The sequence below is a fragment of the Altererythrobacter sp. C41 genome (genome assembly GCF_016803135.1).
Taxonomy (GTDB): Bacteria; Pseudomonadota; Alphaproteobacteria; order Sphingomonadales; family Sphingomonadaceae; genus Pelagerythrobacter.
This window is the reverse complement of sequence record NZ_JAEVFE010000010.1, coordinates 51,191-76,538: the sequence shown is the minus strand read 5'-3', so window position 1 is coordinate 76,538 and position 25,348 is coordinate 51,191. Positions and strand designations below refer to the sequence as shown.

The window sequence follows — 25,348 nt, the reverse complement described above, 5'->3', positions numbered from 1 at the left end:
GCAGGTCCGCCGCTCAGAACATAGCCGCCGTCGTCGCCGGAAAGATCGAGGGCAAGCGCGGCGGCCAGCTTGCCGGCGAGGGCCGCGCTGTCGCTGAGCTGGAATCGCCCGGTGACCTGCAGGCGGCCCAATGCCGGATCGGCGAGGCGGATGGTACTTGCCGAACAGCTCGGCCGCGAGATTCCGGTGAAGGCCGGCGATCACCTGTTTCGCCAGGGCGAGGACGACTCCAATGTCTATTTCGTCCGATCGGGCTTGCTGAAGGCGTATTATCTGCGCGCTGACGGGAAGGAGCACATCAAGTCGTTTCTACGAGAAGGATCCGTCATCGGCAGCATGGTTGCTCTGATCGATAAGGATCCCTGCACTTTCAGTCTGGTGGCCATCGAAGATGGCGTCGCAGTCGCCCTGCCGTTCAGTCGACTTCAGGAGGCAGCGCAATCCGACATCAAATCCGCCAATGCGCTGGTTCGCTTTCTCTCGACTTACGGCAAGCGCAAGGAGCGACGAGAGTACGAGTTGCTAAGCTTGTCGCCGGAGGACCGCTATTCGATTTTTCTCGCGACAATGCCGGAGATCGCGGAGCGGGTCAGCCAGGCCGATATGGCAGCCTACATTGGCGTGACGCCTCAGGCCCTCAGCAGGATAAGGCGCCGGCTTCGCGCTCAGGCGCCAAAATGAAGCACGTCCAATGAAACAGATTCGCAGGGGATGGAGCTCACTTGCCGCCCCCTATGCATCCAGAGATGCCGACCGTCCGCTCTGGCTCAGCGTAAGTCTTTCGCAGCGCATGAATGTATGTCGGCTTTCGATGAACCATTCCGGGCCGTTAAACGACGGCTATGTCGGCGTCAGATGCCGTTACCGATGCGAATATCAACAGAGTCCGTAAGGCACTACTCCTCGCCGGGACAAGTCGATCTCGATCTCTCGATCACTTGGAGTATAGGCCCGCTGATTATAATTCCCTGTCGCTTTCTCCTCGGACCGTCCGTCATCCGCACGGAGCGTCATCAATACGTCATCAAGCGCGGCTTTGGCGGCGGTGCCCGGAGATTTCCGCCGGGCTCCACGGCCATATCGTTAGGAGCGCGAGCTGCGGCGCCGAATGGACGACAAGCGGGACGATGTCGCGGCGTGGGTGGCGAGGGATATCCTGCCTCACGAGAGTTCCATCCGCCGATGGCTGGCGCGGCGGTGGGGCGGAGCGATCGATGGGGAGGATGTCATTCAGGAGGCCTACTGCCGTATCGCGGCCCTGCCTTCGGTCGAGCATATCGAAAACGGCAGGGCCTATTTCCGAAAGATCGCGCACCATGTTGCAACCGACATCGTTCGCCATGCGAAGGTGGCCAACCTTCAGGCGATGACGGAAATCGAATGGCAGAACGTCATGGATGATGAGCCCGCGGCGGATCGGACTGTGGCGGCTCGTCAGGAGCTCTCCAGAGTGGACGCCATTTTGTCGCAACTCTCGTGGACGGGGCGCCGCGTGATCGAGCTGCGGCGATGCGAAGGGTTGTCCCAGAAGGAAACCGCCCGGACGTTGGGCGTGACCGAGAACGTCGTGGAAAATCACATCGTGCGCGGGATCAGGACGGTATTGAAGGTCATGGCCGAAGAGGATGCGCGCGCCGAGGGGATCGAGGGGGAGCGGCTTGGCAAGTGACGAGGCCACGACAGGCTTGCACGAACAGGCGGCCCGCTGGGCGGCCCGCTCGGCCTATGGCGACCTGACCGAGCAGGCCGAAGCCGAGCTCCGTGACTGGCTCGCCGCCGACCGCCGCAACCGCGGCGCCTATCTGCGCGCGCGGGCGGGACTGCATGTGCTGGAGGAAGCCGTTTCCAAGGGCCCGCCGACGCTGGCGTCGGACAACGACAACGGGCCGGAGCCGATCGCGCAGCCGCTCGCGCGCTGGGCGGGGCGTCTGGCTGCAGGCGGGCTCGCGGTCGCGGTCTCCGTCGCCGCTTTCGCCATGCTCGGCCTCCCGCTGATGCCGGACAAAGACATCGCGGCGGCTGGTGAGATCGTGAACCTGAAGGACGGGTCCGCGGTGAGGCTTGGCGACGATGCGCAGATCGCAGTCGCCATGACCGGGGATGCCCGGACCATCGTTCTCCTGCACGGTGAGGCTACCTTCGATGTGGCTCCCGATCCCGCCCGTCCCTTCGTCGTGCGATCGGGGGAGGTCTTCGCGCAGGCCACCGGAACCGTCTATACGGTCGGCCGCTCCGGCCTTGCGGGCGGAACTGTGTCGGTCACCGAAGGCAGCGTGCTCGTTTGGGGCCGCGAGGAGAGGGACCAGGCGGTCCTGCTCCATGCGGGCGGGAAGCTGACGCTCGACCCCGGCCCGCCGCCCCCGCTGATGTCGCCGCAAACGTCGCCGCGCGCGCCGCTGCCGGCGCCGGAGGTGGCCCAGATCTCGCTCGACAACGTCACCATCGCCGCCGCAGCAGTGCGTTTCAACCGGATCAATCGCGCGCAGATCGTGATCGGCGATCCCGGTATCGGCGAGACCTCGATCATCGGTCTGTTCAATGCGAACGATCCAGCAAAGTTCGCTCGCGCAGCAGCAGAGGTGGCGGGTGCAGAAGTCATCGTTACGAACGAGAGAATTGTAATAAAGAAGAAATAAAATTGACTCGCAGAATTAATATTTAATCACGCGACGGAAATCAATTTTCTCCCCGTCTTCTGGTGTGAAGCATCAAAGTTCAGGGGTTCGTAAATGCGATTTTCAACGTTCCGACAGATCACCTCCCTTGTTGCGGTATCGACTGCGATCTGCGTTCCGGCGGTCGTGCACGCTCAAGCCCGCGATTTCGACGTGCCGGCGCAGGCGGCGTCGAACGGAATCCGGCTGTTCGCGCAGCAGGCGGGCGTGCAGGTGCTCGTCGCCGGGCGCCATGCTGAGGGGCGCACAACCAACGCGCTCCGGGGCGAGATGGACGTGCGCGCCGCGCTCGACCGCCTGCTCGCGGGGACCGGGCTCACCGTGTCATCCTATGACGGCGAAGTTGCAATCCTTGCCGCGCCCGAAGAGGACCGGACCGAGGAGAGCGGCGAGACCGCGATCGTGGTCACCGGCTCGCGTATCGCGCGGCCCGAACTGGAATCGGCCATGCCGGTCGGCGTGGTCGACATGGATCTGTCGGGGCAGCAGGGCGAGACCACGACGTACGAGGCGGTGCTGCGCGACGTGGCGGTGGGGCCCGGCAACGGGCCTTACAACAGCGCGCCCGAGGGGCAGTACGACGGCGGTATGGCGACGGTCGAGCTGCGCAACATGGGCGTCAGTCGCTCGCTCACGCTGGTGGACGGCCGCCGGCGCGTCTCCGGTGCTGCCTCCTCGTCCGCGGTCGACATCAACATGATCCCGGCCGCGATGATTGACCGGGTGGAGATCATCACCGGCGGTGCTGCCGCGGTCTACGGCGCAGACGCGGTTACCGGCGCGGTCAACGTGATCACGAAGACCGATTTCGAGGGGCTCGAGCTGTCCGCCACGGCCGGCACTTCGCAGCACGGCGGCGGCAGCAAGTACCAGGCCTCGATCGTCGCCGGCACGACCTTCGCCGACGACCGCGGCTCGATCATGATCGGCGGCACATACCTGAAGAACGAGCCGATCTACTTCCACCAGCGCTATTCGAAGGACACGAATCTCAACTACACGGCCAACCCGGAGAACACCGGGCCAAACGACGGCATCCCCGACCGGATCGTCTATTACCACCGGACGAACTTCTACCTTCAGCCCAATCCCAACATCTGGGTGGGCGGCGACACCTATCTGCTCAACCCCGACGGCTCCGCCAGCATCGGCGTCTACGACGTCTGTTTCTCGAGCTGCAACTCGTCGCGTTCTGGCGGCGACGGCGGCATGCCGCAGAGCCAGTACTGGAGCGACTTCCTGATCGCCCCGATCGAGAATGCCTCGTTCATCGGCCGGTTCGACTACGAGATCGCCGACTGGCTCGAATACGGTTTCCGCTTCGATTACGGCCGGTCGGAATACGACGCCTATCGCCGGCCCTATCGCGACGACGACCGGGACATCTGGCTCAACGGCGCGGGCGGGGCGGTCGCCTATCTCGACAATCCCTATCTGCCGGACAGCTTCCGGCAGGTCATGGTCGAAAACGACCTGGCGTCCACGCCGCTGCGCCGGAGCTATGAGATCTTTGGTCAGATGACCGACCGCAGCGAGCGCCAGAGCTTCACGGTTGTGAACACGCTGCGGGGCGAACTGCCGGGCGGATGGCGCTGGGAAGCCTTCGGCCAGTATGGTCGCAGCACGAACGAGATCACCGCCACCAATGTGCCGATCGCCTCGCGCTTCGTCGCGGCACGCGATGTCATCGCCGATCCGCTGACCGGAACGCCGGTTTGTCGCGACGAGGAAGCACGAGCGGCCGGATGCGTGCCGTTCAGCATCTTCAGCTTCGATCCGCTCAGCGCCGAGCAGCGTGCCTGGATGATCGGCACCCGCCATAAGAGGCGCAAGAACACCCAGACCGTCGCCGGCGCCAATATCGCGGGCAGTCCGTTCGCTCTGCCGGCCGGGGACGTTCAGGCCGTGCTCGGCGTCGAATATCGTAAGGATACGGTCGACAATTTCGACGACAACATGGCTGCCCCGCCTGCAAACGAACTGTCACACCTCGGCGCCTGGGCGCCCTACGAACCTGCGCTGAAAGCTTCGAACGACGTTTCCGAGGCCTATGCCGAACTCGTCGTTCCGGTCCTGCGCGATACGCCCTTCGCCAACCGACTGACGCTGGAGGGTGCCTATCGCTACTCCGACTACAGCGACTTCGACTCTACCCACACCTGGAAAGTCGGCGGGATCTGGAGCCCGTTCGATGGCCTGACCTTCCGCGCCGTGCGGTCGCGAAGCGTGCGCGTCCCGAACTTCAGCGAGCTCTACGCCTCACGCGCGGTGCAGGCGATCGGCCTGTCCGAGCCGTGCATGGAGATCAACTATGACGCGAACCCGACGCGCAGGCAGAATTGCGAGGCCCTGCTCGGCAGCGCCAGCCCGCTGCCGACGCAGATCTATACTGGCTTCGTCATCAGCGGCGGCAACACCGATCTGAAGCCCGAGACTTCGAACAGCACCACCATCGGCGCCGTCCTGCAGCCGGCCTTCCTGCCCGGCTTCGACATGACGATCGACTACTGGAACATCAATCTGGAGAACATCATCACCGCCCTCGGGCGCAACGACGTGATGAACCTGTGCGTCGATCTGCCCTCGATCGACAACCAGTTCTGCGACCGTGTCGAACGCGACGAGAACGGCTATGGGATGCGGGTCGACACCAGCTACATCAACGCCTCGCTGTCGGACGCCAAGGGTATCGATCTGGGCGCGAACTACCGCTTCGATCTCGGCCAGGGGCGGATGAACCTGGGGCTGCGCGCGAGCTATCTGCTGAAGTACGAAACGACGACGCTGCCGGGCATCGCCTCCAGCGTAATCGTCTACGACGGCGGTTATCAGAACCCGCGTTTCCGCGGCAACCTGTTCACCAGCTACACTATCGGCGACTGGGACATTGGCCTGGAAACCCGGTTTTGGAGCGCTGCGAAGATCATCGCCAACGCGAAGTCCGACGAAGAATACGACAACAACCACGTCGGCGCGCGTGTCTACAACGATCTCACGATCGGATGGCACGTGAACGAGAACGCCACGCTGCGGGTGGGCATCAACAACCTGTTCGATATCGAGCCGCCCTACGCGCCGCGGACCTACTACCAGGGCGGGGGCGGCGTCTACGACGTCTACGGCCGCTACTTTTTCGCCAATGTCAACTTCAAGCTCTGAGGAGGTGGCTGTGACGACCACGCGCAAACTGCGGCCCATCCGCCGACTGACGATCACCCTGCTGGCCGCGGCCATGACTCTGCCGGGCGCCGCAAGCCTGGCTGCCGATGAGGGCGAGAGCGCCGCGACGGAGGGACGAGGCGACCGGCCGATGGTTATCGCACACCGGGGCGGGGCGCTGCTCCGCCCGGAAAACACCCTGTCGGCGTTCCGCCATGCGCACGATCTCGGCGCCGAGATCCTCGAATTCGATATGCTCATGACGGCCGACGACCAAGTCGCCGTCTATCACGATCCGACGATCAACCCGGATTTCTGCAGGTCCGACGAAGGTGCGGACGCAGAACGGCGCCCGGTGCGCTCCATGACGCTGGCGGAAGTGCGGCAACTCGACTGCGGCTCGGGCGTTCGGCCGATCTACGCGGGCCCCAGATACGTGGCCGTGACCGGCGCACGGGTGCCGACGCTCGACGCGGTATTCGGCGCTTTCCGCGATACCGGCGCCATGTTCTTCGCCGAGACAAAAGTGCCCAAGAGCATGGACGGCGTCATGGATGTTGATCCCGTCCTCTTTGCCGCACGGCTGAACGATGCCGTGGTGAAGTACGGCCTTGAGGACAAGGTCATCCTCCAGTCCTTCGACTATCGCACGATCGATGCGCTGCACGACATCAACCCGCGCATCCGCACCTGCCTGCTCGGCGCACATCGCCACACGGACGACTATCTCGCGCTTCTGCGCCAGCACAATGCCTCCTGCATCGTTCTGGGAACCGACCGGGTGACGCCAGACCAGCTTCGCGAGCTGCAGCAGGCCGGCATGCTCGTGTATTCGGATGTGATCGACAGCGCGGAGGAGTGGCGGCGCTACGCCGAGCTGGGGTTCGACGCGATCTTCACCAACGATCCCGCGGGGGCGATCGACTATCTGGACTAGCGGAGTGGGGAAGGCATCCGACCGCCTACCCGTTCCGTCTAGAAATTCTAGCTGACCATCGGAGAGCGTGACGTCCGCACACAACATAACCGATGCCCGCGCCTTGCAGCACAGCGATGCGTGAAAGGCTCGCCTCGTCGAGCGTAATCGGGCCGGCGACGTCGATCTGCGCCGGCTGACCGTTCTTCTCGAACTGCCAGCGATATGGAGCGCCGTTGGGAAGCCGTATCCGCAGGCATGCATGGTGCAGCAGATCCGGCGGCACCAGCGGTTTGCCGTGCGTCTGAAAATACGCCGGCGAGCCCACCACCACATTTCGCCGGGCCGGACCCAATGGCACGGCGATCATGTGACTCGGCACCAGATCCCGGGACCTGACGCCGAAGTCGAACCCCTCGGCGACGACGTCGACAAGCCTGCCTTCGGTAACCAGATCGATGTGGACGTGAGGATAGAGCTTCAGGAATTTCAGGATGAGCGGGGACAGGATTTCGCGCGCCGCCGTCGCGAAGGCGTTGATGCGTAGCGTGCCTGACGGAATCTTCTGCTGCGAACGTGCTGCGTTCATCGCATCGTGAATGTCCTGCAACGGCGGCCCAACTTGTTCGACGAAGTCTCTTCCGGCATCCGTCAGCGAAACGCTGCGCGTCGTCCGATTGAACAGGCGAACGCCGAGTTGGCGCTCCAGTTTAGCAACGGCGTTACTGAGCGCGGTCGTCGACATCTCGAGATCCAGTGCCGCGCCGCGGAACGAGCCTCGTCGGGCGATCGCGAGAACAGCATCCAGTTCAATCAGAGCGTGCCGCTTCATTGTCCCTCAAATCGTGACGTTTCATCAAGCTTTGACCCGATTATCGGCGAGTTCGTCCATAGCTAAATTGGATCCCGCTCAGAATGACCAATCAGTCAATCACCAAAGGAGACGAGCGATGGCTATCGACTTACCCAGACCAATCGCTGACTACTTCGAAGCAGATAAAGGTCTAAACGCTGAGGCGGTCGCCGCATGCTTTGCTCCGGTGGCTGTCGTCAGGGACGAGGGGCACAGCTATGCAGGGCGCGACGCGATCCGCAGATGGAAAGATCAGTCCTCGGCAAAGTACACCTACACCGCGGAGCCATTTTCGATCGCTGACGAAGATGGACGGATCGTCGTCACCTGCCACGTGGTCGGTGACTTTCCCGGCAGTCCCGTCGACTTGCGCTACTTCTTTGCCCTTGATGGCGGAGAGATCGCCGAGCTGGAGATCGTCCCATGATCCCGTTCCTCACACTCGTAGGCAAGCGCGCGCTGATCACCTCCGGCACCCGCGGAGCGGGAGCCGCCACGGTGGCATTGTTCGAGGAACTGGGCGCCAAACTCGTTACATGCCATTGCTGCTGAAAATCGGACCTCCCGAGGTAATATGTGGGGTGACCAGGCTCAGGCCTTCAGGAATCTATTTAAAACAAATTCGATTGAGTCGGATTCCGGAATTCCTCCCGCTTTGCCATCGCCCTCCTAAGGGGCTGGCATTTCCGCGCGTAAATCCGTTCCGCTCGATCCGACCACATCTCACCAAAGGCGTCGGGTGGAAAAAGGGTGGTGAGGCGGGAAGGGGCACACACTCCAATTCGCTCGCTCAAGGGGCCGGGGTGCTACTCGGACGGAGACGGCCTGCCATTCGAACTGGATAGCAAGGGGCTCGGGGCGATGGGCCCTTCCGTTGCCGCTGCGGACGAGTCTGCTCGCCCATGCTTTCAATCGCGGCTCAGGCGATAGGCGCGGGGATCGAGCCGGTGTCTGGCCAACTTGTCGTACAGTGTCTTGCGCGGGAGGCCGAGTCTGTGGACCGCTTGCGGAATGTTTCCGCGGGTATCTCGCAGGGTGTCTTCGAGAATCGCCCTTTCGAAGGCGGCGAGCCGATCGCGCAGCGTACTCGATTGTCCGCCCAACGCGCCCGGCCCCGGTCCCGCGGATGAATCCAGTTCCAGTACGTGATTGCGTGCGAAGGCACGCAATTCATGCAGATTGCCCGGCCAGGCGTGCGTCATCAGATGTTGCCAGATCGTATCGTCTACCGGTCTTGCACTCCGGTCGAACTCGCGTTCGAACTCGGCGACGAAATGGCGGAATATCACCGGCACGTCCTCGCGGCGGGAGACGAGGGGGGGCAGCGCCAGCGTCACGCCCTGGAGGCGATTGATCAGCGATCGGCTGACACCGTCGCTCGCCGTTCCGCCGACCGGCAGGTTCCGCGCGGCCGAAACGATCCGGAGGTTCGCCTGGCGAGGGCGGGCCGCCCCGATCGGCCTGTAGCGGCGCTGTTCGACCACGCCGAGCATGCGCGCCTGGAGCGGCACGGGAATCGTCTCGATATCGTCGAGAAACAGCGTCCCGCCGCTAGCCCGTTCGATCAGCCCCGATCGCGACAGCGCGCTTCCCGGGTCGCGGCCGAAAATGATGAGCTCGGCGTCCTGGTGCGCCCAGGTCTCGGCTCCGATGGTGACGAAGGGGCGGTCGTGACGCGGGCTCAGGTCGTGGATCTGGCGCGCGAGAAAGCTCTTCCCGGTTCCGCTCTCGCCCGTCACGAAAAGGTCGATCTCGGCCTTGCTTACTTCCGCAACCAGGCGCTTCAACCGGTCGACCAGCGCCGAACTGCCGAGCAGGGCCGGCATCGTGCGGCTGCGCAGGGCGTCGCGCAATCGCCTGTTTTCAATGACCAGCGCGCGCCTGCCCGCGGCGCGTCGGATCGCGTCGAGGATGGCGGCCGATGAATAGGGCTTCGTCAGGAAGTCGGCCGCGCCGTTCTTCATCGCCTCGACTGCCATCGCCACGTCGCCGTGACCGGTGGTGAAAATCACCGGCAGTTCGTCGTCCAGGGTCCGGAGGGTTTCGAACATTTCCAGGCCGTCCATACCAGGCAAGCGAATATCGCTGACGACGACACCCTCGAAGTCGCGCGACAGCCCCCGCAGCGCGGGTGCGGCGGCTTCGAACGCCTCGACCGAAATGCCCTCAAGTTCGAGGCCCTGCACCACCGCTTCGCGCAGCGGCGCGTCGTCCTCGATAAAGACGACCCGGATTTGGCCCACGGAGCTCATGCGCGGGGAATCCTCATTATGAATTCGGCCCCGCCATCGCCGGTGCCGAGCGACAAGTCACCGCCGAGCGACCGCATGATGCCGCGCGAAATTACCAGCCCGAGGCCGAGCCCGTCCCGCTTGGTGGTGGCGAACGGCTGGAAGAGCTGTTCCCTCGCCTTGAGGCTCAAGCCGGGGCCGTCGTCTTTCACGCTCAGATGGCAGAATCGGGCCTCGCTCACGACCGACAGCTCGATCCTGCCCTTCGGGCCCGTCGCGTCGAGGGCATTCTGCAACAAGTTTACGAGCACCTGCTCGAGCCGCACGGGTTCCGCGCGCACCTCAACAGCGCATTCTTCGGCGAGTGGGGTGATCAGCGCCGTCCCCGACCGTTCCACCCGGTCGCGAAGCAGGAGGAGCGCGCCCTCTATTGCTTCTTCGAGCGGGAAGTTGCGAGGTTCGGCAACGTCACGGCGGGCGAACCGTCGCAATTCGGAGGTTATCCTGCCGATCCGTTCGGTGAGGTCGACGATCTGCTGGAAGTTTCTGCCCGCTTCCGCCGCTCTGCCGGCAGACAACAGACGCTCGCCGTTCTCCGCAAAGACGCGAACCGCCGCGACCGGTTGGCTGATCTCGTGCCCGACGCCCGCCGACACCTGACCCAGCGTAGCCAGTCGGTTGGCCTGATTGAGCTGTTCGCTCAACGTGCGTGTCCGTTCGGCCAGCAGGGCCTCCCCCAGTAGTTCGCGACGGCGACGCAGGTACAGTCCCAGCGCGACCACGACTCCGGCCAAAGCGATCGCAAGCAGGGCGTAGAAGCGTCCATTGGCAACCGCGGCATCGATGCGCGGCCTGGGATCGGCCAGCAGGTGCAGAGTCCAGCCATCGAGCGCGATGGGCTGCTCGGTATCGAACAGCGGGGCGGCCACCGCCCCACCGATTCCGGAGCGGCTCCCGAGATCGAGCGGCTCCAGAGCGTCCACCCCGAATTGCTGGCGATCCAGATCGCGATCGCGTGCGGATGCCCATGCGGGGTCGATCGCCCTGAAGCGCCAGTCTTCGTTGCTCGCCAGAAGGACCACCCCGTCGCGGTCCGTTACGAAGACTCCATGCGTTGCGACGTGCCAATTGGCCTCGAGCGCGTCGAACTCGACCTTCACCGCGACCACGCCAACCGGTCGCCCGTCGACCACGACCCGCTGGGCGATGTACAGGCCCGGCTTGCGGCTGACGGTGCCGAGGGCGAATTGGGTTGCCGAACCCGTCTCCATGGCCTGCTGGAAATAGCGCCGGAAACTGTAGTTCGAGCCGACGAACGTGGTCGGCAAGTTCCAGTTGCTCGCAGCCAGCGTCTGCCCGCTTTCGTCCATCAGGTAGATCACGGCGGCGTTCGTCTGACGGGCGAGGTCCTCGAGCCGGCGATTAAGCGCCCCCCTCCCGTCCGACGCACCGGAGAGAAGGCCATTCACCTGCGGATCTTCCGCGAGCACCAGCGGCACGAGACTGAACTTGTCGAGCTCGGCCTGCAGGCTGGTCGCGATAATCATCGCTTCGTTGCGCGCATCTTCCTGCGCCGACGCGAGGGCTCTCGTCCGGGCTAGGCGATCGATCGACCATACCGCCGCGCCGAGCAATACGAGTGCGGTCGCGACGAGCGCGACCAGCCTGCCGCGCGAACGGAAAAGACCTGCAAAGCGTCGCACGCCTCCGCTGTGTCCGAAATTTCGCACAGTTGTCAAAAAGCGCGTGCGGAATTTCGCACAAACTCACGCTTAGCCGCACATATGCGTTTGAGTTCGTTGGCTAAAAAAAATTTTCACGCCTTGCTAGGCATCGTCGCTTGGTCACGCCTAGCCTGTATCGGACGGACGCCAGCAGATGGCGCAGAGAGGATGACTGAAGCAATGGCAGCGATCGATCACGACCGGATTCCGGTCGGCGCAGGGCCGCGACACAAGCCGTTTTACCGGATGCTTTACGTCCAGGTGCTCGCGGCGATTGTCGCGGGCGCGCTGCTCGGACATTTCATGCCCGATCTCGGCGCTTCGCTGAAACCGCTGGGCGACGCGTTCATCAATCTGGTCAAGATGATCATTGCCCCGGTGATCTTCCTCACCGTCGTGACCGGCATCGCTTCGATGAAGAACATGACCGCGGTCGGCAGCGTTGCGGTCAAGGCGCTTGCCTACTTCATGTTCTTCTCGACGCTGGCGCTGATCATTGGCTTGATCGTGGCCAACGTCGTGCAGCCGGGTGCCGGCCTCGACATAGACCCGGCCACCCTCGACCAGTCCTCGGTCGCCGCCTACGCCGATACCGCGCACGAGCAGACGCTGTCAGGCTTTCTACTGGCGATCATTCCCACCACGCTGTTCAGCGCCCTGACCGAGGGGAACATCCTCCAGGTCCTGCTCGTGGCGATCCTCGCGGGAGTCGCCCTGTCGGCTACGCGCCCCAAGAGCGATCTCGTACTCGACGTTCTTACCTCGTTGAACGAGGTGGTGTTCAAGCTCGTCCACATGCTGATGAAGCTCGCGCCGATCGGCGCGTTCGGGGCCATCGCCTTCACGATCGGCGAATTCGGGATCGGCTCGCTGGTCAGCCTGGCGGCGCTGGTCGGCACGTTCTACCTCACCTCGCTGCTGTTCGTGGTGGTGGTGCTGGGGCTGGTGGCCCGACTGACGGGCTTCTCCATCTTCGCGCTGGTCAAGTATCTGCGCGAGGAACTGCTGCTGGTTCTCGGCACGTCCTCGTCCGAAGCCGCGCTGCCGAGTCTGATGGAGAAGATGGAAGTCGCCGGCTGTCGAAAGACCGTGGTCGGGCTGGTCGTGCCGACAGGATATTCATTCAATCTCGACGGCACCAACATCTACATGACCCTGGCCGCTCTGTTCATCGCCCAGGCGGTAGGCATCGATCTTTCGCTCGGTGAACAGCTGGCGCTGGTATTGGTCGCGATGGTCAGCTCGAAGGGCGCGGCGGGCGTGACGGGCGCCGGTTTCGTGATCCTCGCGGCGACGCTGTCGGTCGTGCCTTCGGTCCCGGTCGCCGGCATGGCGCTGATCTTGGGCATCGACCGCTTCATGAGCGAATGCCGGGCGCTCACCAACTTCATCGGCAACGCGGTCGCCACCATAGTCGTGGCCAAGTGGGAAGGCGCGCTCGACAAGGGTCGGCTCGCAGCGGCGATGGGGGGCGAGCCGCTGCCGCTCCCCGACGAGGACAGCGAGCGTCACGAGCGCACGAGCCCGCACCAGCCCGCGATGGTACATTCCGGAGGAGATGCCTGATGGTCACCCGACGCACGGTACTGGGCGCGGCCGGAACGATCGCCGCCGCATCGGTCATTTCGCCGGTTTCGCCGCTCGCAGCCCATCCTTACGAGGAAATCGCACTCTGGCCGGGCACTCCACCGGGGAAAGGCGGCCCCGCAGGACCTGAGAAGATCGGCGGCGAGGGGTCGGGATACGGCGCGGTATCGAATATCTCCAACCCGCGGATGCGCGTCTATCGTCCGAACGCGACCAACGGCAAAGCGGTGCTGGTGCTGGGTGGCGGAGGATACTTCCGCATCCAGCTGTGGAAGGAATCGACCCCCGCGGCGCGCTGGCTCCAGAACCGCGGCTACACGGTCTTCGAGCTCATCTTCCGCCTGCCGAACGACGGCTGGGAGGCAAGCGCCCCCTTCGCCGACGCGCAGCGAGCGATGAAGATCATCCGGACCCGGGCCGACGAATTCGGGGTCAGGCGCGATGCCATCGGGATCATGGGGTTTTCGGCAGGCGGCCACCTCGCGGGCTATACTGCGCTCCTGCCCGATCGAAAGCTCTACCAAGGTAACGATCGCTTCGAGGCCGCAAGCGCCCGGCCTGATTTCGCCGTGCTGCTGTTCCCGGTCGTCTCCCTGCGCAAGCCCTATGACACGACGCGGACCCGGCGTGAAATCATCGGTCCGGATCCGAGTCTCGAGGCGCAGGAGGCCTGGTCGCTCGACACCCACGCGTCCTCCGGTGCGCCCCCGACGATCATTTTTTCGGCAGCCGACGACCCGATCACGCCGCCCGGGCATGGGATCGCCCTGTTTCAGGCCCTGGTGGCCAAGGGTGCCCCGGCCGAGCTGCACATTTTCGAAGAGGGGGGTCACGGTTGGGGGCTCGGCACTCCGCACGAAATCCTGAGCCAGTGGCCGGAAATATTCGAGGCTTGGCAGACCAAGCGCAATCCAGACAACGGATAAGGGGAGGGAGAAACCCATGAAAACGTTCAAGATCACCAGAATGGCGTTGCTGTGCGGGGCCAGCCTTTTCGCCGGCGCAGCCCCCATGGCCGCCTGGGCTCAGGAGACCGAACAGCCGGCCGGAGAGCCTCAGCCAACCGAACCCGAGATCGTTGTCGTCGGAACACAGATCCAGGGGGCCAAGATCAACGACGTTCTGCCCGTCACAGTGCTCGACGAACAGGCAATCGAGAACACGGGCGCGGCATCCGGCGACGAACTGTTCCGCGCCATTCCGCAGGCGGGAACCGTCGCCTTCAATGAGCAGAACGAAACGACCGCCAACAACGCGCGCGGAGACGTCGGTTCGATCAACTTGCGCGATCTCGGCACGGGCAATACGCTGCTGTTGATCAACGGCAGGCGCATGACGTTGCATCCCGGCTTCCAGACCGAACTGCTGGTGCCCGTCGTTTCGTCCGACACCAACGAGATTGCCCCCGGCAGCGTGCGGCGCATCGAGGTACTGCGCGACGGCGCATCGGCGATCTATGGCGCCGATGCGGTTGCCGGCGTCATCAACACCGTGCTCAAGGGCAACCTGCGGGGCGGTTTCCTCGAAGCCGATTGGCGCGCGTCCGACGGCACGAGCCTCTACAGCTATCGCCTGAGTGGTGGGCTCGGCTTCGATTTCGGCGGCGGCCGCGGCAACCTGACCGTCTACGGCGGATACTTCCACGAAAACGGAATGCCGGCCTCAGAGCGGGACTATGCCGCCGACGACAACCGCCTTCCCCTGGTAGAAGGCACCGATTTCGAGGGCGATTCCTCGTTCAACAACCGCAACACGTTCGGCCCGTTCGGCCAGTTCGACATCCAGGCCCCTTCCGGTAGCACGCCGATCGGAGATGACGATTTCTATCTCCAGCCGGGCACTTTCCCGGACTGCGATCTCGATTTCGGCGGCGGCATCTGCGCGCGAAGCGGATCGACGCCGACATCGGCCGTTCGCTACAACCGCAATTTCGGCAATAACCTGATCAGCCGAAAGAACCGCTACAACGCGATGGCGCTGCTGAACTACGATCTGACTGACAACGTCGAGGCCTATGTCGAGGCCAGCTACTATCGGTCGGAGAACCGCCGCAACATCACGCCGTCGGCGATCCTCAGCGCCGTGCCGGTCGGCATCTCGCGCGACGCTTATTACAATCCCTTCGGCCCGGCGATGCGCGACGGTCAGCCCAATCCGGAGCGACTGCCGGGGACGACCATCTCCGACGACGGCGCGGATCTGATCATGGAGCGCTACCGCTTCGTCGACGCGGGTAACCGCGACGTCTCGGTCGACAAGAATGTCTACCGCATGGTCGCGGGCCTGCGAGGCAATTTCGGCGCTTGGGACTTCGATACCGGTCTCGTTTATTCCGAGGCCGATACGATCGACCTGGCGCGCAATCGCGTCTCGCTCACGCTGATGCAGCAGCAGATCAATCTTACGACCCCCGATGCATACAACCCGTTCAACGGCGGCTGCCTCGAAGATCCGGGCAACGGCGACTGCACGCCCAATCCGCAATCCTCGATCGATCCGTTCAGGATCTCGGTGTTCCGCAAGAGTGGCACCTCGCTCGCGCTGGCCGACTTCAAGGTCAGCCGCGACGACCTGTTCTCATTGCCGGGTGGCGATGTCGGCGTTGCGGCTGGCGTGGAGTGGCGGAAGGAGACCTTCTACGACGATCGCGATCCGCGGCTCGACGGCACGATCACGTTCACCGACAGCGTGACCGGCGACTTCAACGGAAGCGACGTCGCAGGGACCAGTCCATCACCCGATACCAGCGGCAAGCGTCAAGTCTACTCCGCCTTTGCCGAGGTGTTCGTGCCGCTCGTCAGCCCCGATCTGGACATTCCCCTGGTCGAGGAACTGAACCTCCAGCTCGCCGGTCGCCTCGAACACTTCAAGGACATCGATGAAACGGCAGCGGTGCCGCGTATCGCAGGGTCCTGGACGGTCGTTCCCGGGGTTACGCTCCGCGGTGCCTGGTCGCGGGGCTTTCGGGCTCCGAACCTGGTGCAGGTCAACGACGAAGGCACTACCCGTTCGAACACCCGTGACGATTTCATCGTCTGCCAGGCCCAGGTTGAAAAGGGCATCATCGACGATCTCGGCGCTTGTCCCGGAGCCGGAGTCATCAGCTTCCGTTCGGGCACTGAAAATCTCGTCCCCGAAGACAGCACGAACATCAATCTGGGTGTGGTGCTCGAACCCGGCTTCATCCCGGGCCTGACGCTGACCGCGGATTACTGGCGAGTGAAGCAGACGGGCCTTGTCGGCACCTTCGGCGACGACAACGCGATCGCACTCGATTACCTGCGCCGCCTCGAGGGCAGTTCCAACCCCAATGTGGTCCGCCTTGCGCCGACCGCCGAAGACATCGCCCTGTTCGAGGGGACGGGTATCGCTCCGGCAGGCAAGATCGACTACGTCATCGACGACTACCTCAATCTGGACAGCCGCGTATCGAAGGGTTGGGACTTCGGACTGTTCTACCGCGTGCCCGATTTCGGGCTCGGTAAATTCCGTCTTCGCCTCAACGCTGCCCGGCTCGAAAGCTTCGTCCAGTCGGCCGGCCCCGACGGCCAGGAACTGCTCGACGGTATTGCCGCGGGTATCGTGCCGCTCGACGTGACGGTCGGCGGGCTGGGCGAGCTGCTGGAAGTCGATGGCAGGCCGAAATGGCGCTTCAGCGGATCGGTCAACTGGGAAAGCGGACCGGTGGACGTCGGCCTGTTCGGCAACTACGTCGGCAGGGTTTACGACACCAGCGTCTCGCGCGACGATCCGATCGTTTCGGACGATCCGAACGCCAACTTCTTCCCCGTCGATCCCTTTTTCACGATGAACCTGTCCGTCGCCTACTCGATCAACAACGACACGCCACTCGACGGGACCCGGCTGCGCTTCGCGATCAACAATCTGTTCGACGAAGATCCGCCCCTCGCGGACGAGACCTACGGCTTCTACAGCGACCTGCACAGCGCACGGGGGAGAGTGTTCCATGTCGAGCTGCGCAAGAAGTTCTGAAGCGTCGCGTCGCCTGCGTCGTCTGCTCTGGAACTCAGGCGCCGCGGCGGCCCTGGGGGGATGCGCTACGGCGCCTCCCCCCGAGCTTTTCGCATCTTCCGAAAAGTCGAGCTGTTCGACCGCGAGCGCGAGCGTCGCATTCGATTTCGAGACCGCCTCAAACTCCACCTGCGCGATATTGGGTGAGCGCGAGTTTGCCATCCTCGTCACGCCCGAGCATGCGCCCCCGATCAACCCGAGCCCTTGGTATGCCTTCAGCTTCGTCGCGCGCGGCGACGAAGGCATTTCCGTCCGGCTGGATTACGCGGGAGCCAGGCACCGCTACCTCCCGAAGCTGATAAGCGGGGCTACGGTAACCGCCATGCCGGTCGATGTTGTGGAAGACGGATCGAGCGCGAGAGTGCATATTCCCGCCGGGAGCGGGATCGTCGCGGCACAGGAGCCTTTCGATCTGGATCGCCACGACCTCGTGCTCGATCGCCTGGCGGCCTTGCCGCAGGCCGAGAGAGTCGAGCTGGGCCGGTCACTCGATGGACGACCAATCTCCGCGGTCCGCTTCGGCGATCCCGCCGCATCTTCGCTCGTGGTCTTGCTGGGCCGACAGCACCCGCCCGAAGTATCCGGGGCGATCGCGATGGAAGCCTTTCTGCAGACGGTGGCCGACGAGATCGAGGCCGGCCAACTGGACAATGGACGGATTCAATTCTTGGCAGTGCCGGTCCTTAACCCCGACGGGGTCGCCCGCGGCCACTGGCGCGCCAATCGCGGCGGGAAAGACCTGAATCGCGACTGGGGCGATTTTTCGCAGCCGGAGACCCAGGCGGTAAAGCAATGGCTCGACGCGGCGCCGCGATCGGTTCGTCCTGTAGCCATGCTCGACTTTCATTCGACCAGGCGAAACCTGTTCTACGTTCAGGGGGAAGACGAAACCGGCGCACGCGAGGAAAGATTCCTCGCCGGGTGGCTGGGCGACAAGACAGCGGCGTTGCCCGGCTATCCCTTCTCGATCGAGCGCCGCAACGCCAATCCGGGCTCCGGGACCGCGAAGAACTGGTTCAGCGCCACCTACGGCATTCCCGCCTACACCTACGAAGTCGGCGACGAAGCCGACCACCAGGCGACCCGCCGGGCGGCGGCTGTGCTGGCCCAATCGTTTCTCGATCAGATCATGCTGCTCGACAAAATGTAAGGGAAAGGCGGACGACACCCAGAACTCGAACTTGGGATTCGCTCGTTATGGGTCAGTCAGTCTGGATTTGATCAAACGAAGGTGCCGTAACTCATCGCGTGAAGGAAGGACCGGTTTTGGCGCTCAGTTGAAGCGCGGCAAGCGTCGGCTTTGTCGGCGGCGTTAGCTATCCACATCGGCCAACCAAGCTGGCATGTCCCGCTTAGTATGAAGCACGCGCCAGACATCCACATGGGTCTCGAATTCAAGATAGAAAACAAGCCACGGAAATCCTTTCAGCCCGATGGTCCTCAACCCCGGTAAGTTCAGCTCATGAGACCACCGTGGAGATCCCGTCGCCGGCATTTCGCCGATGAAGGTATAGGCCTGTTCGAGTGCGTCAATGAAGTTGAAGGCCACATCTGGCCCAGCTTCGTCCGCGTAATGCTCAACCGCAAGGTCGACATCCGCCCGCGCTTTGGCGCGCGGTATGACCGGTTTTGCAATCACGCCCTCGTGCGTTGCGTCACGCGGTCACGAAGGCCTTGGAAATAGCCGGTATCGACCGGCGCCGTGGCTGCAGAACTTGCACCGTCCAGAAGCATTTCGCGAAGGCGCTGAATGTCCTGATCTTTCCGGATCAACTCTCGCACATACTCGCTGCTCGTGCCGTAACCACGCACGTTGACCTGCTGGTCTACAAACGCCTTGAGGGCATCCGGAAGCGAGATGTTCATCGTCGACATGGACTATGATATATCAGGTATGGCAAAATTTGCCAAGATGCTGCGATGCTCAATCGCCACGCCCGCCCACCGTTTTGATATCTTCTGATCGACCAATTCAGGTCATCGGAGAACTATCATGGGACATTCAGACCTCGACCCCGCCATACACGATCGGCGGCCTTTCCAAGCAGGATCGATTATCTCGGTCACTTGAGTACACGGCAACCATCGGGCTCCGACGCGAAGCCTACGGCACGCATTCGATGCGGCGGACCAAGGCATCGATGCTCTCAAGAGCAACCAGCAATCTTCGAGCGGTGCAGATCCTGCTCGGACATTCGAAAATCGAGAACACCGTCCGATATCTCGGAGTCGATATCGAGGACGCGCCTTTGCTCGCTGAACGAACCGAAATCTGACCAGTTGAGGCGAGGACGGAATGCCGTCCTCCGAGCCCGCCGACGCGAGAAGAATTGCTCAGTTTCTGACGAACAATAAAAAAGGACGCTGGGCAACTGCTTGTCCAGCGTCGCTGGTCAGGGCTCTCGCTCTACGCCACCCACCGCCGACGCGCGGATCGGTTTCGACGCACCACCTTCGTCGACGGCTACCAGCGTGAACAGCGCCGTCGCAGCATGCGCGCGCGTTCCGCTAAGAAGGTCTTCCGACCACAGTTCGACCGCGACGCGGACCGAGCTGCGCCCGGTCATCTTCACGTCGGCCACCAGCTCGACCATGTCGCCCTCCTTGATCGGGGCGACGAAGTCGATCCGGTCGGATGAGGCCATGACAAGCACCTCGCGCGCATGGCGCGTGGCGGCGATGAAGGCCGCCTTGCCCATCATGCGCAGCGCGTCTCCGCCGTGGAGCGTGCCATAGTGATTGGTCTGGCCGGGGAAGACCATCTCCGCGAGTCGCAGCACGTCGCCCGGATTCGTGGGTGCGGCCATAGGGGGAAGCGGCAGGCGCGTGCCGAGCCCCTTCCTTGCGACGAGCGTGAAGCGGCCGCGAGTGCACAGCCGACGCTCGCCCGATACCGGCACTTCGGCCACCAGTTCGACCTCGACGTCGAGCGAACTGGTGCCGACGCGCACCACGCGGCCGGTCACTTCCACCATGTCGCCCTCGCGCGCGGGGGCGGCGAAGTCGATCTTCTCCGACGAGGCGGTGACGAAGGGCGCGCGGCCGTGACGCGAGGCGGCGAGGAACGCCACCTTGTCCATATGCGCCAGCGCGACCCCGCCGAACAGCGTCCCGTGGTGGTTGGTATCGCCGGGGAATACGATGTCGATCAGCCGCGCGCCCTCTGTCTCGTTCATCGGATCAGGCCTCCACTTGTGTTTCAGCGCGCAGCGTTCGCGCCGCTAACACCATCGCGGCGATTGCCGGGCGGACCTCGTCCCAACCACGCGTCTTGAGTCCACAGTCTGGATTGACCCACAGCTGCTCGGGCCGCAGGTGCTTCTGCGCCTGCCGCATCAACTCGACCATCTCGTTCTCGCCCGGAACGCGTGCGGAGTGGATGTCGTAGACCCCCGGTCCGATGGCGCTCGGATAGCGGTAGGCGGCGAAGGCCTCGAGCAATTCCATCTGCGACCGCGCGGTCTCGATCGAGATCACGTCGGTATCCATTGCGCCAATCGAGGGCAGGATGTCGTTGAACTCCGAATAACACATATGCGTGTGGATCTGCGTCGCATTGCCGACCCCGGCGGCGGCGAGCCGGAAGCAGTCGACTGCCCAGTCGAGATAGTGTTGCCAATCGCGCTGGCGTAGCGGGAGGCCTTCGCGCAGCGCAGCTTCGTCGATCTGGATCGCCTTGCAGCCTGCGGCCTCCAGATCGAGCACCTCGTCGCGGATCGCCAGCGCGATCTGACGGCAGCTCGCCTCGCGCGGCTGGTCGTCGCGCACAAAGCTCCAGTTGAGGATCGTGACCGGGCCGGTGAGCATGCCCTTGACCGGCTTTTCCGTGAGCCCCTGCGCATAGCGCCACCAGTCGACCGTCATCGGCTCGGGCCGCGACACGTCGCCGTAGAGGATCGGCGGGCGCACGCAGCGCGAGCCGTAGCTCTGGACCCAGCCGTTCACCGTGAAGGCGAACCCAGACAGCTTCTCGCCGAAATACTGGACCATGTCGTTGCGCTCGAATTCGCCGTGGACGAGCATGTCGAGCCCGACCTCCTCCTGCCAGCGGATCGCGCGCTCGGTTTCCTCGCGCAGGAACGCGCCGTAGCTCGCCGTGTCGAGCACACCGCGGTTGTGCTCGGCGCGCGCCTTGCGAACGGCGGTGGTCTGCGGGAACGAGCCGATCGTAGTGGTCGGGAAAGCTGGAAGATCGAGAACTTCGGCCTGCGCGCTGATCCGTTCGGCGTGCCCGGCGGAGCGTTCGCGCATGCCGGGCGTGAGCGCAGCGATCCGTTCGCCGACTGCGCGGTCGTGGATGCGCGCGGCGGTCTTGCGCGCTTCGCTGGCGCATGCGGCAACCGCGAGTCCATCCGCCACGCTGTCGCGTCCTTCGTTGAGCGCGCGGCGCAGCAGGTCGAGCTCCTCGATCTTCTGCACCGCGAAGGCGAGCCACTGTTTGAGCTCGTCGTCGAGCTTGCCTTCCAGTTCGAGATCGACCGGCACATGCAGCAGCGAGCACGATGGTGCGAGGACGAGGTCGCGCTGCGCCGCCAGCGAGTCCAGCCGGTCGAGCAGCGAGGCAAGGTCGGCGCGCCAGATATTGCGCCCGTCGACCACGCCGAGCGAGAGCAGGCGGTCCTTGGGCACCGCCTTGAGCACGGCATCGAGTTGCTCGGGCGCGCGCAAGAGATCGATGTGCAGCCCCGCGGCCGGCAGCGAGGCCGCGAGCGACAGGTTCTCCCCAAGCCCGCCGAAATAGGTCGTGAGCATCACTTTCGGTCCAGCGCGACCGAGCTTGGCATAGGCGCGGGTGAGCGCGCGGCGCTGCTGCTCGGTCAGGTCGGTGACGAGGATCGGCTCGTCGATCTGGACCCATTCGGCGCCGGCGTGCTCGAGCAGGCCGAGCAGGGTCACATAGTGCCCCAGCACCTCGTCGAGCAGGTCGAACGGATCGACGCCGTGCCCCTTGGCGAGGCTCAGCCAGGTGATCGGCCCGAGCAGCACCGGGCGCGTCTCGAACCCCTGGGCCCTGGCCTCGCGATATTCCTCGAGCGGCTTGGGCCTGCCGAGTTGCAGCCTGGCACCCGGTTCGATCTCGGGGACGATGAAGTGGTAGTTGGTGTCGAACCACTTGGTCATCTCGCCGGCGGTGACGCTGCCATGCGCGTGCCGGCAGCGCGAGCCGCCAGTCGTGCCGCGCGCCATCGCGAAATAGGTTTCGAGCCCGGCGTCTTCGGCGCTCTCGACATCGTATCTCGCGGGGATCGCGCCGAGCATCATGCTGGTGTCGAGCACGTGATCGTAGAGCGAGAAATCGTTCGATGGCAGCCAGTCGGCGCCGAGCGCCTTCTGCCGCGCCCACGCCGCAGTCCTGAGGCCGGCGGCGGCGTCTTCCAGTTCGGTTTGGGTGATCTTGCCGGCCCAGAATTTCTCGAGCGTGAACTTCAGTTCGCGGCGCGGGCCGATGCGGGGGAACCCCAAGGTAGCTACGGAAACGGTCATCTTCATTTACCCCGATGAAGACGGGATGACCGATCGGGCGCGCGCGCCGGACGCGCGGCGGGAAACCCGGACGCGCGCCATGCAAGCGACCAGACCGGGCACCCCGCCGGTGGACGTTATCGCGTCGGAGGCAGGTCTCCTGACTCGCGGGTCAACACGGAGCGGTCCGCCTTCCCGGAGGCGAGCCCCCAGTGACGTGAATGGACCGCCGCTCGCCGCTTACAGTTGCGGGGGCAGCGCCGGCCTTGCCCTGCGGGGCGCACCGGCTTCCCGTCTTAGCTCCGGCGCGGCGAACCGGCCGGAGAACCTCGACGGGGAGACAATCGGCGCTTCACTCGATCGGGTCAAGTCTCGATATAAGGATTTCTTTATATGCGTCCTTCGATCTTCAGCCGCGAAGGCTTGCGAAGCGCCTCGTTGAAGCCGCGCGACGCAACATGAGGCGCTCGGCCAGAACCACCAGGGCAAGGCTGATTCCGAACAGGGGCACGAGAAACGCCAGCGCCACCACTGCCCCTACGAGGCGCCGCTATGCCCCAACACCCGCTGGGCTCCTCATCAGGAATTAGCATTGCTGACTGGGTAACCAGCCATCGTTTCCATCCAATCGCCGTCCGCCACGTCACCCAGCGCCATTTCCCAATTCTGCGACGCGAAAATCCGCGTGGTGCATGAACATATGGCTGGTTACGGTGGGTAAGATTCGACGTGGGAACGACGGCTTTGTTCGCGGAAGCACGCATCGGCCATCGCATGCCTCCGCGAACCACTCGGCGTCGATCGATCAGCCTCCGGGCCCGGTTCACAAGCGCCACCCTGGCGGCTAGGCAGAGGCCGCACCCAAGCCGGGGGATTATTATGCAATCGTGCCTTGCTGCCGCCGCTGTGGCCCTTTGTCTTGCCTCGCCGGGTGCGGCGAAGGGGGCGGACGATTCCACCGGAATCGATGCCGACAAACTCGAGCAGACGGTCCGCACACTGTCGTCGGACCAGTTCGAAGGACGCGCTCCGGGGACGGTCGGCGAAGAGCGGACGATCGGTTATCTGATCGGCCGGCTGCAAGCGCTCGGCCTCGAGCCGGGCGGCGAGAACGGCACTTGGACCCAGCGCGTACCGCTGCTTCATACGGAACTGGGCGAGGCAAGCGCGCTGGCGTTCGAGCACGGCGGCGAGACGCAGGCGCTCGGCTTTCCCAGCGATATCTATCTCTCGACGCTGCAGCCGAACGACACGGCGCGTATCGAAAACGCGCCCCTCGTATTCGTCGGTTACGGTGTGAGCGCGCCCGAGCGCGGGTGGGACGACTTCAAGGATGTGGACCTCACGGGCAAGGTCGCCGTATTCCTGATCAACGACCCCGATTTCCACGCCGTGGAGGGGGAGCCGGTGGCCGGTGCCTTCGGCGGGCGGGCGATGACTTACTACGGTCGTTGGACCTACAAGTTCGAGGAAGCCGCGCGGCGCGGCGCGGTGGGGGCCCTGATCGTGCACGAGACGGCAGGCGCGGGATACGGCTGGAACGTGGTCGAGAGCCCCGGCGGCGAGAACTACGATGTCGTGCGCAAGCCCGAGGATGTGACCAGCCTCGCATTGCAGGGCTGGATCTCTGGCGAGACGGCGAACTCTCTGTTCGCCAAGGCCGGGCTCGACATCGCAAAGTTGAGCACGGCGGCGCGGCGCAAGGACTTCCAGCCGGTCGATCTGAAAACCACCTTCACCGCCGCATTCCCAGTCGAGCACGAGGTGGTGCAGAGCCAGAACGTCTTGGCCAAAATCACCGGAACGCAGCGGCCCCGTGAGACCGTGATTTACGGCGCGCACTGGGACGCTTACGGCAAGGGCGAGCCCGACGCGCAAGGGCGAATCTACCGCGCGGGCGCAAACGATGATGCACTTGGCGTCGCTGGGCTGTTCGAGATCGCGCGCGCCTTCAAAGCCGCGCGGTCGCCGGAGCGCAGCGTGGTCTTCGCCTTCTGGACGGCAGAAGAACGCGGGCTTCTGGGCTCCGAATACTACGCTGCCAACCCGGTCTATCCGCTCGATACGACTGTTGCGAATCTCGGGATCGACATCCTGCAGACTGCCGGGCGGGCGAAGGACGTGATCCTCGTCGGCAAGGGCCAGGGGGCGCTCGAAGACGACCTCGCGCGCCTTGCCAAGGCACAGGGGCGTACGGTTAGCGAGGAAAGTCTGCCTGAGCGGGGCCTGTTCTATCGCGCCGATCATTTCAGCTTCGCCAAGCGCGGCGTGCCTGTGTTGCTGCTGATGGGCATTGCCGGTGCCTCCGACCTCGTCGAGGGAGGCAAGCAAGCGGGGCAGGCCTGGGTCGATGACTACACAGGGCGCTGTTATCATGCGGCGTGTGACGCCTGGAACGAAGACTGGGATCTCACGGGCGCGGTGCAGGACATCGCGCTGTTTCGCGACATCGGTACCGAACTCGCGAACTCGGAGCGCTGGCCTGGCTGGAAGGACGGCTCCGAATTCAAGGCAATCCGCCAGGCGAGCGAGGCCGTGCGCAACCAGTGAAGTGGAAACGAAGTTCACTTCACTGAAAGATCGTCACCTCAACTTGTTTCAGGGGCCCAATTGCTCACCCGCAGCGCCGGTCCTAGAGGCGCGCTGGATGGAGTAATTTATGCCGCGAGCGATAGGAATTTGGGCGGAGTAGGCACCAACTGAAAGCC

Annotated in this window: 19 protein-coding genes, 1 pseudogene and 1 riboswitch; of the genes and pseudogenes, 13 read left to right on the top strand and 7 right to left on the bottom strand. The window is 64.0% G+C overall.

Annotated elements, in window-relative coordinates:
* Window positions 1–150: 150 nt before the first annotated feature.
* From JNO53_RS13830 to JNO53_RS13810, 5 genes are all read left to right on the top strand, one after another.
* On the top strand, window positions 151–681 hold the full coding sequence (locus tag JNO53_RS13830; RefSeq protein ID WP_203112600.1) for a Crp/Fnr family transcriptional regulator: 531 nt from the start codon (window positions 151–153) through the stop codon (window positions 679–681).
* A gap of 427 nt (window positions 682–1,108) precedes the next feature.
* Window positions 1,109–1,669, top strand: coding sequence for an RNA polymerase sigma factor (locus JNO53_RS13825; RefSeq protein ID WP_203112597.1), 561 nt, complete (start codon window positions 1,109–1,111; stop codon window positions 1,667–1,669).
* Window positions 1,659–2,636: a FecR family protein gene (locus JNO53_RS13820; protein WP_203112594.1), complete on the top strand. Its 978-nt coding sequence runs from the start codon at window positions 1,659–1,661 to the stop codon at window positions 2,634–2,636. The genes JNO53_RS13825 and JNO53_RS13820 overlap by 11 nt, the downstream gene beginning before the upstream one ends.
* A 93-nt stretch (window positions 2,637–2,729) precedes the next feature.
* Entirely contained in the window at window positions 2,730–5,834 is a 3,105-nt protein-coding gene (locus JNO53_RS13815) for a TonB-dependent receptor (protein ID WP_203112591.1), read from the top strand.
* Window positions 5,835–5,844: 10 nt separating this feature from the next.
* The gene (locus JNO53_RS13810; RefSeq protein ID WP_203112588.1) at window positions 5,845–6,771 is read left to right on the top strand and encodes a glycerophosphodiester phosphodiesterase family protein; all 927 of its coding nucleotides are present in this window, start codon (window positions 5,845–5,847) and stop codon (window positions 6,769–6,771) included.
* 25 nt (window positions 6,772–6,796) lie between these two features.
* Here the strand turns inward: JNO53_RS13810 and JNO53_RS13805 are convergent, their stop codons facing one another.
* Window positions 6,797–7,582, bottom strand: a complete 786-nt coding sequence (locus JNO53_RS13805; RefSeq protein WP_203112586.1) for a LysR family transcriptional regulator — start codon at window positions 7,580–7,582, stop codon at window positions 6,797–6,799.
* A gap of 118 nt (window positions 7,583–7,700) precedes the next feature.
* Between JNO53_RS13805 and JNO53_RS13800 the strand changes: the two genes are divergently transcribed.
* Both JNO53_RS13800 and JNO53_RS15485 read left to right on the top strand, forming a co-directional pair.
* Window positions 7,701–8,030: a nuclear transport factor 2 family protein gene (locus tag JNO53_RS13800; protein WP_203112584.1), complete on the top strand. Its 330-nt coding sequence runs from the start codon at window positions 7,701–7,703 to the stop codon at window positions 8,028–8,030.
* Window positions 8,027–8,155: a hypothetical protein gene (locus JNO53_RS15485; protein WP_274380886.1), complete on the top strand. Its 129-nt coding sequence runs from the start codon at window positions 8,027–8,029 to the stop codon at window positions 8,153–8,155. Before JNO53_RS13800 ends, JNO53_RS15485 begins: the two co-directional genes overlap by 4 nt.
* 356 nt (window positions 8,156–8,511) lie before the next feature.
* On the opposite strand, the gene JNO53_RS13795 is transcribed toward JNO53_RS15485, so the two are convergent.
* Window positions 8,512–9,855, bottom strand: a complete 1,344-nt coding sequence (locus JNO53_RS13795) for a sigma-54-dependent transcriptional regulator (RefSeq protein WP_203112582.1) — start codon at window positions 9,853–9,855, stop codon at window positions 8,512–8,514.
* Window positions 9,852–11,537: an ATP-binding protein gene (locus JNO53_RS13790; RefSeq protein ID WP_203112580.1), complete on the bottom strand. Its 1,686-nt coding sequence runs from the start codon at window positions 11,535–11,537 to the stop codon at window positions 9,852–9,854. Before JNO53_RS13790 ends, JNO53_RS13795 begins: the two co-directional genes overlap by 4 nt.
* Before the next feature lie 201 nt (window positions 11,538–11,738).
* On the opposite strand from JNO53_RS13790, the gene JNO53_RS13785 reads away from it, so the two are divergent.
* From JNO53_RS13785 to JNO53_RS13770, 4 genes are all read left to right on the top strand, one after another.
* The gene (locus tag JNO53_RS13785; RefSeq protein ID WP_203112626.1) at window positions 11,739–13,124 is read left to right on the top strand and encodes a dicarboxylate/amino acid:cation symporter; all 1,386 of its coding nucleotides are present in this window, start codon (window positions 11,739–11,741) and stop codon (window positions 13,122–13,124) included.
* Entirely contained in the window at window positions 13,124–14,071 is a 948-nt protein-coding gene (locus JNO53_RS13780; protein ID WP_203112578.1) for an alpha/beta hydrolase, read from the top strand. Before JNO53_RS13785 ends, JNO53_RS13780 begins: the two co-directional genes overlap by 1 nt.
* A gap of 16 nt (window positions 14,072–14,087) precedes the next feature.
* Window positions 14,088–17,138 carry a TonB-dependent receptor domain-containing protein gene (locus tag JNO53_RS13775; protein WP_203112576.1) on the top strand — a complete coding sequence of 1,017 codons (3,051 nt, stop codon included), beginning with the start codon at window positions 14,088–14,090 and terminating at the stop codon, window positions 17,136–17,138.
* Between the two features lie 178 nt (window positions 17,139–17,316).
* Complete coding sequence (locus JNO53_RS13770) at window positions 17,317–18,327, top strand: M14 family metallopeptidase (protein WP_203112573.1); 1,011 nt, start codon at window positions 17,317–17,319, stop codon at window positions 18,325–18,327.
* A 162-nt stretch (window positions 18,328–18,489) separates the two neighbouring features.
* Here JNO53_RS13770 and JNO53_RS13765 read toward each other — a convergent pair whose 3' ends face one another.
* Together JNO53_RS13765 and JNO53_RS13760 are read right to left on the bottom strand one after the other, a co-directional pair.
* Complete coding sequence (locus tag JNO53_RS13765) at window positions 18,490–18,816, bottom strand: type II toxin-antitoxin system RelE/ParE family toxin (protein WP_203112570.1); 327 nt, start codon at window positions 18,814–18,816, stop codon at window positions 18,490–18,492.
* The gene (locus JNO53_RS13760) at window positions 18,813–19,052 is read right to left on the bottom strand and encodes a ribbon-helix-helix domain-containing protein (RefSeq protein WP_203112567.1); all 240 of its coding nucleotides are present in this window, start codon (window positions 19,050–19,052) and stop codon (window positions 18,813–18,815) included. Before JNO53_RS13760 ends, JNO53_RS13765 begins: the two co-directional genes overlap by 4 nt.
* Before the next feature lie 162 nt (window positions 19,053–19,214).
* Here JNO53_RS13760 and JNO53_RS13755 point away from each other — a divergent pair.
* A pseudogene (locus tag JNO53_RS13755) lies at window positions 19,215–19,453 on the top strand (tyrosine-type recombinase/integrase); the annotation flags it as partial.
* Between the two features lie 117 nt (window positions 19,454–19,570).
* On the opposite strand, the gene JNO53_RS13750 reads toward JNO53_RS13755, so the two are convergent.
* Both JNO53_RS13750 and metE read right to left on the bottom strand, forming a co-directional pair.
* Window positions 19,571–20,353, bottom strand: coding sequence for an acyl-CoA thioesterase (locus tag JNO53_RS13750; protein ID WP_203112558.1), 783 nt, complete (start codon window positions 20,351–20,353; stop codon window positions 19,571–19,573).
* Between the two features lie 4 nt (window positions 20,354–20,357).
* Window positions 20,358–22,661 (bottom strand): 5-methyltetrahydropteroyltriglutamate--homocysteine S-methyltransferase, encoded by a 2,304-nt coding sequence (metE, locus tag JNO53_RS13745; RefSeq protein ID WP_203112555.1) that lies wholly within the window; start codon window positions 22,659–22,661, stop codon window positions 20,358–20,360.
* A 112-nt stretch (window positions 22,662–22,773) separates the two neighbouring features.
* Window positions 22,774–22,987, bottom strand: a riboswitch (cobalamin riboswitch).
* Between the two features lie 532 nt (window positions 22,988–23,519).
* On the opposite strand from metE, the gene JNO53_RS13740 reads away from it, so the two are divergent.
* Entirely contained in the window at window positions 23,520–25,190 is a 1,671-nt protein-coding gene (locus tag JNO53_RS13740) for a M28 family metallopeptidase (protein WP_203112553.1), read from the top strand.
* The last annotated feature ends 158 nt before the right edge of the window (window positions 25,191–25,348 follow it).

Excerpts from the sequence above, each read along its gene's own strand:
- JNO53_RS13760 (WP_203112567.1), bottom strand. The coding sequence starts at position 19,052 with ATGTCGACGATGAACATCTCGCTTCCGGATGCCCTCAAGGCGTTTGTA.
- JNO53_RS13775 (WP_203112576.1), top strand. The coding sequence starts at position 14,088 with ATGAAAACGTTCAAGATCACCAGAATGGCGTTGCTGTGCGGGGCCAGC.
- JNO53_RS13750 (WP_203112558.1), bottom strand. The coding sequence starts at position 20,353 with ATGAACGAGACAGAGGGCGCGCGGCTGATCGACATCGTATTCCCCGGC.
- JNO53_RS13800 (WP_203112584.1), top strand. The coding sequence starts at position 7,701 with ATGGCTATCGACTTACCCAGACCAATCGCTGACTACTTCGAAGCAGAT.
- JNO53_RS13785 (WP_203112626.1), top strand. The coding sequence starts at position 11,739 with ATGGCAGCGATCGATCACGACCGGATTCCGGTCGGCGCAGGGCCGCGA.
- JNO53_RS13830 (WP_203112600.1), top strand. The coding sequence starts at position 151 with ATGGTACTTGCCGAACAGCTCGGCCGCGAGATTCCGGTGAAGGCCGGC.
- JNO53_RS15485 (WP_274380886.1), top strand. The coding sequence starts at position 8,027 with ATGATCCCGTTCCTCACACTCGTAGGCAAGCGCGCGCTGATCACCTCC.
- JNO53_RS13825 (WP_203112597.1), top strand. The coding sequence starts at position 1,109 with ATGGACGACAAGCGGGACGATGTCGCGGCGTGGGTGGCGAGGGATATC.
- JNO53_RS13740 (WP_203112553.1), top strand. The coding sequence starts at position 23,520 with ATGCAATCGTGCCTTGCTGCCGCCGCTGTGGCCCTTTGTCTTGCCTCG.
- JNO53_RS13815 (WP_203112591.1), top strand. The coding sequence starts at position 2,730 with ATGCGATTTTCAACGTTCCGACAGATCACCTCCCTTGTTGCGGTATCG.
- metE (WP_203112555.1), bottom strand. The coding sequence starts at position 22,661 with ATGACCGTTTCCGTAGCTACCTTGGGGTTCCCCCGCATCGGCCCGCGC.
- JNO53_RS13780 (WP_203112578.1), top strand. The coding sequence starts at position 13,124 with ATGGTCACCCGACGCACGGTACTGGGCGCGGCCGGAACGATCGCCGCC.
- JNO53_RS13805 (WP_203112586.1), bottom strand. The coding sequence starts at position 7,582 with ATGAAGCGGCACGCTCTGATTGAACTGGATGCTGTTCTCGCGATCGCC.
- JNO53_RS13795 (WP_203112582.1), bottom strand. The coding sequence starts at position 9,855 with ATGAGCTCCGTGGGCCAAATCCGGGTCGTCTTTATCGAGGACGACGCG.